This is a genomic window from Alistipes onderdonkii (assembly GCF_025145285.1).
GTDB classification, from domain to species: domain Bacteria; phylum Bacteroidota; class Bacteroidia; order Bacteroidales; family Rikenellaceae; genus Alistipes; species Alistipes onderdonkii.
The window spans coordinates 796,735-808,021 of the sequence record NZ_CP102251.1 but is presented as its reverse complement, the minus strand read 5'-3'; the positions used below and the strand labels follow the sequence as shown (position 1 = coordinate 808,021).

Sequence of the window (11,287 nt, the reverse complement as noted above, 5' to 3'; positions counted from 1 at the left end):
GGGGCGGTCGACCGAATTTTTAGACGATGCCGCCGGACGGTTGGCTCGAACCGATGCGGTTCTACGGGAACCCGGAGTAGAAGCCGCCTTGTCTACGATTCCGGGGGGCGGCTTGTGGCACGCCGGGAGGAAACCCACAATTACGATGGTGCTACGGAGCGGAGCTAAAGCTATGAATATGCGGATTCCGGCGCACGCGGCGACTGGACGGAGCGCAGGGCGATTGTGCAAAAGACAGCCGTGCAGCCGTTCAAAGGGCATGAACACGAGCAGTCGGAGGTCATTCGCTATCCGGATGCTTATCGGTCTGAGTTTTGGAAGATTCCCTGTTCCGAATTGCGAAAAATCCCGGAGCACAAAAAAACACGGTTCCCCGCCGTAAGAATCCTGTCCGGATTATTTCTTGCCGTTATAACGCTTGGCGAGGCCTCCTTCGGAGGTTTCCCGGTAGAGGCTCGGGAGGTTATGCCCGGTTTCGTTCATCACCTCCACGACCCGGTCGAAGCTCACCATGTGCGAGCCGTCGGAGAGCGTGGCGTAGGCGTTGGCATCGAAAGCCCGGGCTGCCGCAATCGCATTGCGTTCGATGCAGGGCACCTGCACCAATCCGCATACGGGGTCGCAGGTGAGCCCCAGGTGGTGTTCGAGCCCCATCTCCGCGGCATATTCGATCTGCGAAGGGGTGCCGCCGAAAAGCTGGCATGCCGCGGCGGCGGCCATGGCACATGCTACACCGACCTCGCCCTGGCAGCCGACCTCGGCGCCGGAGATCGAAGCGTTGGTTTTGGCCACGTTGCCGAATAGTCCCGCCGTAGCCAGGGCGCGCAGGATGCGGATGCGCAGGAAGTTGCGCGAATTGGCCAGGTGGTAGAGCACTGCCGGAACCACGCCGCAAGACCCGCATGTCGGGGCGGTTACGACGATGCCGCCGGAGGCATTCTCTTCGGAGGTCGCCAGGGCGTAGGCGTAGATCTGGGCGCGGGATTTCAGCGAGTCGGTGTAGCTCTTCGACTTGACCCAGTAGGTGCTCGCCTTGCGGGCGACCTTGAGCCCTCCCGGCAGTACGCCGTCGTTGTTCAGGCCGCGCTGGATCGTTTCGCACATCACCGTCCATATCCGGTCGAGGTAATCCCATATTTCGGGGCCTTCGCAGTCGTTGACATACTCCCAATAGGTTTTGCCTTCGTGGTAGCACCAGTCCTTGATCTCCGAGATGGTCGTCAGCGGATAGATGCTGGCGGGTATCTCCAGGCGCGAACTCTCGTTCGCCAGGGCACCCCCGCCGATGCTGTATATCGTCCAACTGTCGACGACCTTGCCGGCTTTCAGCCCCTCGAACAACATGCCGTTGGGATGGAAGGGCAGCACGACCTTCGGTTCCCAGACGATCTGGGTCGGGGCGATGGGCTCCAGCACCGAAAGGATCGCCACGTCGGTGAGGTGTCCCTTGCCCGTGGCGGCGAGCGATCCGTAGAGTGTCACACGGTATGAATCGACGTCGCGACTACGTTCGGCAAAACGTTCGGCAGCCTTTTTGGGCCCCATCGTGTGGCTGCTCGACGGGCCGTTGCCGATCTTATATAATTCTTTGAGTGACTCCATAAACTGGCTTTATATGTGAGGCAAAGATAATGTAAATTGTCGGATGTTCCCTTTCCCGGCCGGAGATTTAAGCTGCTCCCGTCCGGGCGGAACGAAAAAAGGAAAAGGTCGGAACCTTTCCCTTTTCGTAGCCTCACCGCGACTCGAACGCGAATTTAGGGTTTAGGAAACCCTCGTTCTATCCCTTGAACTATGAGGCCGGATAAAAATTGCGGCGCACTTTTCTGCAAAGCGCACCGCAAATATAATAATTTTTCCCGGTTTTAGAAACTGAACCCTACGCCGATCGAAAATGTGTGGGCCCGGGCGGTGTAATTACCCGAAAAATCGGTGACCGGATTGGTGAGCTGGCTTTCGGGAATGCCTGCTGCCGCCAGTTTTTCGTTCACGATGCCCAGCACCGAGTTGGTGTAGGGATAGGAACCCGTACGTTCGGGATCGGCCGAATTGACGTAGCCGTATGCGATGTCGATATTCATCCATTTGATCGGGCGGAAGGTGACGCCGGCCGTATAGGCGAGCTTGGTCATCGACGGGGTCTCGGGATTGAGGTAGTCGCTGCGCACGGGGCTTTCATCCACGTACATACCCATACGGGCGGTCAGCCAGTCGAGTGCGTGGTACTGGCCGCCGAAACGGAACGCCAGCGTGTTGGAGTATTTTTTATCGCTGACCGGAATGTTCAGCACGGGGGTATTGCTGCTCGGTTCGAGAATCTTGACGTCGAGTTTGTCGTAGGCACTCCAGAGCACATATTGCAGGTCGACGGCGAACTCCCATTTCGGAACGGGACGGAAGCTGACACCCCACGTCAGCGATGCCGGCAGGGGCAGCTCGGTCTTCACGACGGCCGACGTGAGCTTGGCGGGGTCGAGACCCAACTGGGGCAGGAGCTGTCCGATGACCTGGGCGATTTGGGTATTGTCGATCATACGCAGGTCGATCGAACCCGAATCCACCTTCATTTTGAGTTTCGAACGGTAGGTAAAGCCCAGCGACCACTGTTCGTTGATGTCCCACATCACACCGAGGTTTACTCCGACGGCCATTTTGGCTTTGCCTTCGAGCCCCAGCGAGATCAGGTTCTTGTCCCCGGCCATTTCGAAGAGGTCGGGCATTTGCGGGTTGAGCATTTGCAACGCACCCATGAGCGCTTTGTTCTGCGGATTGTCGGCACCGATGGGCAGCAGCGAGCGCGAAAGGTCGAACTTGCCCCAGGTCATCATCAGACCGCCCCCGATGGAGAGGTGTTCGCAGAGTTTGAACGAGACGGTAGGCTGGAGATTGTAGGCCTTGAGGTTGATCGACTGGACGAGTTGCGCCCCCGGCCAGTTGTTGCCCCAGTCCATCGAGGAGCCGAACGGCGTGTTGAAAGCCAGGCCGACCGACATCCAGTCGAGGGGTTTGTAGTTGAAATAGGCGTAGAGCGGGGTCGCTATGCTGTTGTCCGAGGTGTAGTGCAGTGGTTTGGCTTTGCCCGTATAGTCGGGGAGCGACGTATAGGTGGCTTTCGAAGCGATGCCGGTGATGCCGACCGAGATGTCGAACCGGGAGTTCTGAAACGAGGCGGCGGCGGGGTTGAACCAGATCGACTCGGAGTTGAGCTTCATGGCTGTACCCACGTGTCCCATACCGTTTTGCTTCGAAGAGAGGTTGTTCACTTGATATCCTTCGGCGTATGCTCCCGAGGTGACGGCAGCGGTGGCCAGAAGAAGGAAAAGTTTTTTCATAACGTATTGGTTTGGTTTATACTATACGCCCGTTGCGGCGTGTAAAAATCGAGGGCAAAAGTAGGAAAACTATCTCTGCCACCCAAACTTTTTGGCCTAAAATTCCTGAAAATTGACCTATATGGTATAGGATTGGCCGAAACGCCGGGTGGAGCCGGACACACCGGCTTCCAAGAAAAAGTGCGGCACAGATAGTGCCGCACTGCGTGTCCGAGATTGCCGGTCGGGCTATTTCCGGTTGTTATATGCTTCGAGCGCTTTGCCCAGTACGACCAACGCCCGTTCGAGGTCTTCCTTCTTGAGTACGTAGGCGATGCGGACTTCGTTGCGGCCGCATGCCGGATCGGAGTAGAAGCCCGATGCGGGGGCGAGCATTACGGTTTCGCCCTGGTAGTCGAAGTCGGAGAGGCACCATGCGCAGAAATCGTCGCTGTCCTCTACCGGCAGCCGTGCCACGGTATAGAAGGCGCCCATCGGGATCGGCGAGTATACGCCCGGTAGGCGGTTCAGCCCGTCGATCAGGCATTTGCGTCGTTCGATATACTCCTCATAGACTTCGGTGCTGTACGATCGCGGCGCGTCGATCGAAGCCTCGGCGACGATCTGTCCGATCAGCGGGGGCGAGAGGCGCGCCTGGCAGAATTTCATCACGGCGTTACGCAGCGTCCGGTTCTTGGTGATGAGCGCCCCGATACGGATTCCGCATTCCGAGTAGCGTTTCGACACCGAGTCGATCAGCACCACGTTTTGCTCGATGCCTTCGAGATGGCAGGCCGATATGTAGGGCGACCCGGTGTAGATGAATTCGCGGTAGACCTCGTCGGAGAAGAGGAACAGGTCGTATTTTTTGACCAGGTCGCGGATGCGGTTCATCTCCTTGCGTGTGTATAGGTACCCCGTGGGGTTGTTGGGATTGCAGATCAGGATGCCGCGCGTGCGGTCGTTGATGAGCTTTTCGAATTCCGCGACGTCGGGCAGTGCGAATCCCTGCTCGATCGACGATACCACGGGGCGTATCACGGCCCCCGCGGAGATGGCGAAGGCCATGTAATTGGCGTAGGCCGGCTCGGGGACGATGATCTCGTCGCCGGGGTTGAGGCACGACATGAAGGCGAACAACACGGCCTCGGAACCGCCCGTCGTGACGATGATGTCGTCGGGCGAGAGCTTGATCTGGAACTGTTCGTAGTAACCTACCAGTTTCTCGCGCAGCGAGCGATATCCGTCGCTGGGGCTGTATTCGAGCACCGTACGGTCGATCTTTTTCAGGGCGTCGAGCCCGGTCTGCGGCGACGGCAGGTCGGGCTGGCCGATGTTCAGGTGGTAGATCTTGGTGCCGCGTGCCCGGGCGGCTTCGGCCAACGGGACGAGCTTGCGTATGGGTGAAGCCGGCATCAGCTCGGCACGTTGTGAGATTTCTGGCATGTGTGAAAAAAGTTAAAAAACGCAGTGGAAATTACTCGACCTCGGCCGTGGGGCGGAACTTGATGGCCTTGCGCGGCGGGATCTTCACCGGGGCGCCCGTGCGCGGATTGCGGCCCATACGTGCGGGTTTCTGCTGCACGCTGAATGTCCCGAGCCCGGTGAGGGTAAGGCGCTCACCCTGCCGGAGACTGTGTACGGTCACCCGGATGATGGCATCGACCGCTTTGCGCGCGTCGACTTTCGAGATGTTAGCGTCGAGGGCTACCGCCTCGACCAGCTGCGATTTGTTCATGTTCTATAATGTGTGAAAAGTTGCGACCTTACCTAACTTGTTGACAAAGATATGGAATTTTCCTAAAAGTCAAAAATAATGTCCTTAATTTGAAGTCCGGCTCCGCCCGGGCGGAAAATAATCGGGGTGAAGATTTGGCAGAATGGAAAAACCGTGCTACTTTTGTCCCCGGAAAGATGGCAGAGTGGTCGATTGCGGCGGTCTTGAAAACCGTTGAGCTGCAAGGCTCCGGGGGTTCGAATCCCTCTCTTTCCGCCGAATGTATGAAGAATCGACAGCAAGAGGGGCCATCAGCCCCTCTTGTCTTATTCAGGTGTCGGTGTGGCCTATTGCGTGCCCAGTTCTTTATAGAGTTCCAGCCGCAGGCCGCAGTAGTTTGCGATTATTTCGGCAGCCTTTTGAACACGCCCCATGTGCATTTCCAATTCCTGCGGAGCCATGTAGAACTCGGCGCTGTAAGACGTTTTTAACAGCACCTGTTTCAGGCATGGCAACGTGAAAATGTTTTCGATATGGTTGTCGTCGAATACCAGCATTAGTTTTGTCGAAAGCGTCCGCATCCGGTCGTGCATCACGACCGGATCATGGATGTCGAACTCCATACCGTGATAGACATAGTAGAGCGTGTGGTAGAAATAGACGATCGCCTGCGCCGAGAACTGTGCCGCCAGCCGCACGTTGCGGCCCCCGGCAAACGCATCCTGCGCCTGTTCGAGCAGGTCGTTGCCGAGCGTGCGGAACGTGTCGAAATGGAATTTGGCGTCGGCATAGGCTTTGGCAAAGTCAATCGGGTGCTTCGGGCGGCGAAACAGATAGTGGTCGCTGCAATGCAATAGTTCACCCTCGGCATGGGCAAAGTAGAGGAACGGCGTCCGATGCGATTCGACATAGTTCAACGGCAGGATATAGGGATTGATGTAGGTGACCTTCCGGTGGCGGTACGGCATCCTGTACCGCAGGATGCGTTTTGCCCGAATCCAGTCGTATTCGGGCGTTTCGCGCACGACCATCAGCAGGTCGTAGGCCACGGCCTCGCTGTGGGGCGTGCCGCCGGCCAGCTTTCCGAAAAGCAGGACGTATTCCGGGTCGAAATAGCCGTCCGTCAGGTGGCGGATTATCTGCGCCGTTTCGTCGGGGTCGTAGAGCAGTTCGTCGGGGCGCCCGGGTTGCGGTTGTGGTTGTGGTTGTGGTTGTGGTTGTGGTTGCGGTGCCGGGGCGGGTTGCGCGGCAGATTGCGCGGCGGGCTGTGCCGGTTCCATGGCGGGAGCGACGATCTGTTCGATGTCCGGCTGTTGCGCGGCCTGCGTGGTTTGGGGGACTATGGGTTGCACAGGCTGTTCCTGCGCGGGGTTTTGATTCGTTTCCATTTTGTTTGATTTTAAGATTGCAGACGAAGCCTGCGGGGTTTGAAAACATGCGCAGCGTGTTTGCAGGCCTCCGCCGGGGGAGGCTTCGGCCTGCCACTGCCTGTGGCAGCGGATACGACGTGCATAAAAAGGGCTGTCCTTATCGTGCAACAGGGCACAACAAAGAGAATAGCGATTTGGTTAGCAGTCGTTTGCTAATCGGACGGGTGAAAATGGAACCGGATCGGGAGGTTGCACGGCGGAAACCGCCTGCGGCTGGCCTTGCGGCGTGTCTGTACCGGGGTACGGACGGAAGATAGTGTTCGCATAATACAAAAAAAAGTGTGCGCAGCTGCGAACACTATCTTCACCTTTTTACGGGCTCAATACAGGTGCCGTTCGCGGGATTGCTCCCCAACGGCTCTGCGCATACTTTTTTCGTGGCTTCCCGTATTGAGAATCCAGTGAAAAGGTTTTTTGAAAATAATGTTCGCAGGAGCAAAGATAGAAATTATTATTTGAATCAAAATAATTGGATATCATCATTATCTTTTTAAATTTGTATAAATTTAAAAGAATATAATTTGTTATCTGAATATTTATGAGCGATATCAATATTCCAAAAGAAAATGAAGGTTTTATCTATACGATTCTCTCGTTTGAGAGGAATGTCGAGATAAAATGCAACAGGGACTGTCGTTATATCAAGGATAGAGAATACTATCAAGATTGCCCAATCCACTTAATGATGGGAAATAGCAAGACTAAATCCAAGTTTATTGCTGATAGATTGATTGTGAACATAAAAAATATTGGCGGACATGACAGTTGGAGATTTGATTCGAATGAGGTGTTGTTGGTGGATGGAGAGGGCTTTATCCATGAGGGCGAGTTTATGTGCCTTGATAATTTGCCAGAAAAATACGCGGGTGACAGATATATAGTCCTACCTCAAACACAGATGAATTTCATGTTATTATTCCATCCCTTACCCGAAAATGTCAATGTATCGCGTTTTAAGATTAATATATACAACAAATGGGTAGACTTTATCCTTCAAGATTTTGACGAGTCCGTTTCTGCGCTTTTCAATGCGGTGGGGAAAAAGGTGAAAAAAATCGAGTATGATATGGACGGTGAAAAGAGACATATTTCCAATACCTATCTTGATTACAACCTGAAATACAATCTTGAACGGTACGAAAAAAGATTGTTGGATTTGAAGGTGAAATTATTTTCCCGATTCAACAACGTATTGACCCCGGCTGAAACGACGAAACTGGATAATAAAATAACAAGTGAAATATATGCATTAGGCCTAGAATTGGTAGAGAAGCAAGAAGTTGAGTATAATCAGGTAAAAGCAAATTTCACCCGCATCAAGGATGAATATACACGAAAAATAAAAAATAGGTGAGAAATAAGAGTGATTGGGTCACTAGATTATCCTTTTTTCTTTGCTATAACCATCTGCAATATAAGCTAAAACGATGCAAATCGGCCGTAGGCTATTCTGTGTACTTAAATTAAGTTCAAAGAATAACAGACTGATATACGGCGAATTTCGGGAGGTTCTGTTCCTTCATTTCCTGCCAAATAAAACGCGGTTGCAGATTATCTGCAACCGCGTTTCGTGGTGTATATGGGCGGACGGAAGAAAAGATACTGCCCGGTGTCCCTTCCGGAACCGTTATTTCCGTTTCTTGCCTTTGGCGGCGACCCGCTGGGCGGCTGTGACCGTCTTTTTCGGGGTCTTGCGGACGCTTTTGGTCGCTTTGCCCTTGCCTTTGCCATTCTCGTCGCGTCCCCATGCCGTGCCTTCGTCGAATTTCATAAATGCCGACCAGTCGAAACCTTCGTTCGACATTTTGCTGAAATCGGGGATGTCCGGGTGGGGCTGGGTCTTGGTTTTCAGCTTCCGGCGCGGCGATGACGTTTGGTCATATGCCGTTTGGTCGTGTGAGGGTTCTGCGTGTACCGTTTCGTCGTGGGCGGGCGCCGGGTCGTACGCCGCCGGGGTTGCCGGGACGGGCGTTGCCGGCTTCACGTTCCGCGTCGGCTTTTTCGGTGCCGGGGCGTATGTCTGCCCGGCGGTCTGGTAATCCTCGGTTTTTGTGCGGCGGGGCTTGCGAACCGGGGCTTCCTGCGCCCCGTTTTCCCCGTCGCGGGCGATCTCGGCCATCGGCCGGCGGCCGCGGTTCAGCCGGTTGAGTTTGCGGACGACCTCCTCGGCATCGCGGAACGGGACGCTCACGAACGAGAAGTTGTCCGAAATCTGGACGTCGTTGATATATTTGTCGCGCAGGCCGCATTTGAATTTGAGCATGTCGACCAGCTTGCGTGCCGTGTAGCCGTCGCGTTTGCCCACGGCCAGGAACAGCCGCGCCGTACCCTTGCGGTCGACCGAGAAGGAGCGTATTTCGGGGTAGTTGTTCTGGTCGAGCTCGCTGCGGAACGCCAGGCGCAGCAGCGCACCCAGGGCTATGTCGGGGGTGTATTCGGCGAGCAGCTCTTCGGCGAATTCCTTGTACCCGTCGTAGCTTTCGTTTTCGACGATCTCCTGCATCTCCTCCTTGATTTTCAGCCGTTTCATCTCTACGATGTCCTGCGGCGAGGGGAGGGTTTCGCGTTTGATCTCGACCTTGATGTCGCGCATCAGGTTATTCAGGCCGCGGAACTCCGAGGGCGAGACGAACGTGATGGCCGTTCCCTGCTTGCCGGCGCGGCCCGTGCGGCCGATGCGGTGCACGTAGCTCTCCGAGTCCTGCGGCAGCGAGTAGTTGATGACGTGGGTCAGGTTGCCCACGTCGATGCCCCGGGCGGCCACGTCGGTAGCCACCAGGATATTGATCGTGCGGTCGCGGAATTTGCGGAGTATCTTCTCGCGCTGCGCCTGCGACACGTCGCCGTGCAGCACCTCGGCTGCGTAGCCGCGCACCGTCAGGCGCGAGGCGGTTTCGTCGGCGCCGATCTTGGTGCGGGCGAAGATGATGCCGTAGAATTCGGGTTCGACGTCGATGATGCGGGTCAGGGCGTCGAACTTGTCGGCCTCGCGTACCTCGAAATAGATTTGTTCCGTGAGGTCGGCCGTGATTTGCTTGTGTTCCACGCGCACGATCTCCGTGTCGCGCATGTAGGTTTTCGAAAGCCGGATGATGCGCTCGGGCATCGTGGCCGAGAAGAGCAGCACGCGCCGCTCGTCGCTGGTGTGGCTCATGATCTCTTCGACGTCCTCGACGAAGCCCATGTTGAGCATCTCGTCGGCTTCGTCGAGCACGAGGTAACGGACGTTTTCCAGTTTCATCGTGCCGCGGCGGATGTGGTCGAGCACGCGCCCCGGTGTCCCGACGACGATGTCGATGCCTTTGGCAAGGCGACGCAGCTGTTCGCTCATCGCCGCACCGCCGTAGATGGCCGTGATCGAGAGTCGTTTTTCGCGGTTGTAGGAGAGCAGTTCTTCGGCCGCCTGGAGTGCGAGTTCGCGTGTCGGTACGAGGATGATGGCCTGTATCGGCCCGCGGGCGGGTTCGAGGGTCTGGAGTATCGGCAGTCCGTAGGCTGCGGTTTTGCCCGTGCCGGTCTGCGATTGCGCGATGATGTCGTTGGGTTTTGTGAGCAGGTGGGGGATGGTGAGCTTCTGGATTGCGGTGGGCGTCTCGAATCCCTTGGCGCGTACGGCTTCGAGCATCTGCTCGGAAAGCCCCAGGGCGCTGAAATCGTCTGTAATGGTCATGTGCATGTTTTATTCGGCACAAAGGTACGATAAAAAGCCGAAAAATGTGTAAAACGTGAAAAAACCGTGATTTACAACCCGTGTTTTGGTTCGGGGACATGCCGTTTGCCGCGGTTTGCAGGGACGGCGGTTCGCCCGTTTCAAATATTTTTGTTATATTTGCCCGAATTTTTAATCTAAATAGGATGGCATACAATTTATTGAAAGGCAAGAAGGGCCTTATTTTCGGAGCACTCAACGAGCAGTCGATCGCATGGAAAGTGGCGGAACGCGCCGTTGAAGAAGGGGCCGAAATCGTCCTTACGAATACTGCCGTATCTATTCGCATGGGTACAATCGGCCGGTTGGCTGAAAAATGCAATACGATCGTCGTCCCGGCCGACGCTACGAGCGTCGAAGACCTGGAAAACCTAATCGACAAGACGATGGAACATTTCGGGGGCAAGTTCGACTTCATGCTCCACTCGATCGGCATGTCGCCCAACGTCCGCAAGGGGCGCACATACGACGACCTGGATTACGATTACCTCTCCAAGACGCTCGACATTTCGGCGATCTCGTTCCACAAGGCGATCCAGGTGGCCCGCAAGAAGGACGCCATCAACGACTGGGGGTCGATCGTGGCGCTCTCGTATATCGCGGCACAGCGTACGCTCTACGGTTATAACGACATGGCCGATGCCAAGGCGTTGCTGGAGTCGATCGCCCGCAGTTTCGGGTATATCTACGGCCGTGAGAAGCACGTGCGCATCAACACCGTGTCGCAGTCGCCGACGCCGACCACGGCAGGAAGCGGCGTGCTGGGAATGGGCGACCTGATGAATTTCGCCGAGAACATGTCGCCGCTGGGCAATGCCTCGGCCAACGACTGCGCCGACTATGTGCTGACGCTTTTCTCGGATCTTACGCGCAAGGTGACGATGCAGAACCTTTACCACGACGGCGGTTTTTCTTCGATGGGTATGAGTCGCCGCGCCATGAAGACCTACGAAAAGGGGATGCGTTTCGAGGACGTGCACCAGAACCAGTACCCGTTCGGCGAGGAGGGGAAATAACGCCCGTAGGATCCCGCAGAATATAAGGCCCGTGGGCCGTGAGGTTTACGGAGAACCGCTCTTTGGAGCCGGCAGCAGGATATTCGTTATCCGGCAGCCGGCTC

8 protein-coding genes and 2 tRNA genes are annotated in these 11,287 nt (G+C 55.8%); 3 read left to right on the top strand and 7 right to left on the bottom strand.

Annotated features, from left to right (window positions below):
* Positions 1–396: 396 nt before the first annotated feature.
* The 5 genes from NQ559_RS03450 to NQ559_RS03430 all read right to left on the bottom strand — a co-directional run bounded on the left by NQ559_RS03450 (position 397) and on the right by NQ559_RS03430 (position 5,049).
* On the bottom strand, positions 397–1,602 hold the full coding sequence (locus tag NQ559_RS03450) for an L-serine ammonia-lyase, iron-sulfur-dependent, subunit alpha (RefSeq protein ID WP_018696704.1): 1,206 nt from the start codon (positions 1,600–1,602) through the stop codon (positions 397–399).
* Between the two features lie 128 nt (positions 1,603–1,730).
* A tRNA-Arg gene (locus NQ559_RS03445) sits at positions 1,731–1,802 on the bottom strand.
* Positions 1,803–1,865: 63 nt separating this feature from the next.
* Positions 1,866–3,332 (bottom strand): OmpP1/FadL family transporter, encoded by a 1,467-nt coding sequence (locus NQ559_RS03440; protein ID WP_018696703.1) that lies wholly within the window; start codon positions 3,330–3,332, stop codon positions 1,866–1,868.
* Between the two features lie 228 nt (positions 3,333–3,560).
* Positions 3,561–4,757 (bottom strand): pyridoxal phosphate-dependent aminotransferase, encoded by a 1,197-nt coding sequence (locus NQ559_RS03435; RefSeq protein WP_026318530.1) that lies wholly within the window; start codon positions 4,755–4,757, stop codon positions 3,561–3,563.
* A 31-nt stretch (positions 4,758–4,788) separates the two neighbouring features.
* On the bottom strand, positions 4,789–5,049 hold the full coding sequence (locus NQ559_RS03430) for an HU family DNA-binding protein (protein ID WP_018696701.1): 261 nt from the start codon (positions 5,047–5,049) through the stop codon (positions 4,789–4,791).
* A 170-nt stretch (positions 5,050–5,219) separates the two neighbouring features.
* Here NQ559_RS03430 and NQ559_RS03425 point away from each other — a divergent pair.
* Positions 5,220–5,304, top strand: a tRNA-Ser gene (locus tag NQ559_RS03425).
* Between the two features lie 71 nt (positions 5,305–5,375).
* Here the strand turns inward: NQ559_RS03425 and NQ559_RS03420 are convergent.
* Positions 5,376–6,416 (bottom strand): hypothetical protein, encoded by a 1,041-nt coding sequence (locus NQ559_RS03420; RefSeq protein ID WP_018696700.1) that lies wholly within the window; start codon positions 6,414–6,416, stop codon positions 5,376–5,378.
* A 580-nt stretch (positions 6,417–6,996) separates the two neighbouring features.
* On the opposite strand from NQ559_RS03420, the gene NQ559_RS03415 reads away from it, so the two are divergent.
* On the top strand, positions 6,997–7,812 hold the full coding sequence (locus tag NQ559_RS03415) for a hypothetical protein (protein ID WP_018696699.1): 816 nt from the start codon (positions 6,997–6,999) through the stop codon (positions 7,810–7,812).
* A 273-nt stretch (positions 7,813–8,085) separates the two neighbouring features.
* On the opposite strand, the gene NQ559_RS03410 is transcribed toward NQ559_RS03415, so the two are convergent.
* Positions 8,086–10,128: a DEAD/DEAH box helicase gene (locus NQ559_RS03410; protein WP_018696698.1), complete on the bottom strand. Its 2,043-nt coding sequence runs from the start codon at positions 10,126–10,128 to the stop codon at positions 8,086–8,088.
* 185 nt (positions 10,129–10,313) lie between these two features.
* Between NQ559_RS03410 and NQ559_RS03405 the strand changes: the two genes are divergently transcribed.
* Entirely contained in the window at positions 10,314–11,183 is an 870-nt protein-coding gene (locus tag NQ559_RS03405; RefSeq protein WP_018696697.1) for an enoyl-ACP reductase FabI, read from the top strand.
* The last annotated feature ends 104 nt before the right edge of the window (positions 11,184–11,287 follow it).